The sequence below is a fragment of the Achromobacter sp. GbtcB20 genome (assembly GCF_019091095.1).
Taxonomy (GTDB): Bacteria; Pseudomonadota; Gammaproteobacteria; order Burkholderiales; family Burkholderiaceae_B; genus Achromobacter; species Achromobacter mucicolens.
In genome coordinates this window covers 1-349 of sequence record NZ_JAGXJZ010000335.1, presented here as the reverse complement: position 1 = coordinate 349, position 349 = coordinate 1, and the positions used below count along the sequence as shown (strand labels likewise).

Genomic DNA, 349 nt, shown 5'->3' with positions numbered 1-349 from the left:
ACGCGCGCGCGACCTGATCTCGGAACTGGTGACCCAGGTGATGTCGGGCACGATGGTGGTATCGAACAACCTGTCGGCAATGATCGATGCGCGCCTGGCGGAACTGGACCGCATGATCTCGACCCAGCTCTCGGCCATCATGCATGCCCCCGAGTTCCAGAAGCTCGAGCGCAGCTGGACCGGCCTGCAGTACCTGGTCAAGAATTCCTCGACGGGCGCCGGCCTGCAGAGCCGCATGCTCAACGCCAGCAAGCGCGAGCTGGTGAAGGACTTCCAGGGCGCGCTCGAATTCGACCAGAGCTCGCTCTTCAAGAAGATCTACGAAGAGGAATTCGGCACGTTCGGCGGC

1 protein-coding gene is annotated in these 349 nt (G+C 62.5%); it reads left to right on the top strand.

Annotated elements, in window-relative coordinates; genetic code table 11:
• A partial coding sequence (locus KVT32_RS29230; RefSeq protein WP_217619331.1) for a type VI secretion system contractile sheath domain-containing protein occupies positions 1-349 on the top strand: 349 nt, incomplete at both ends.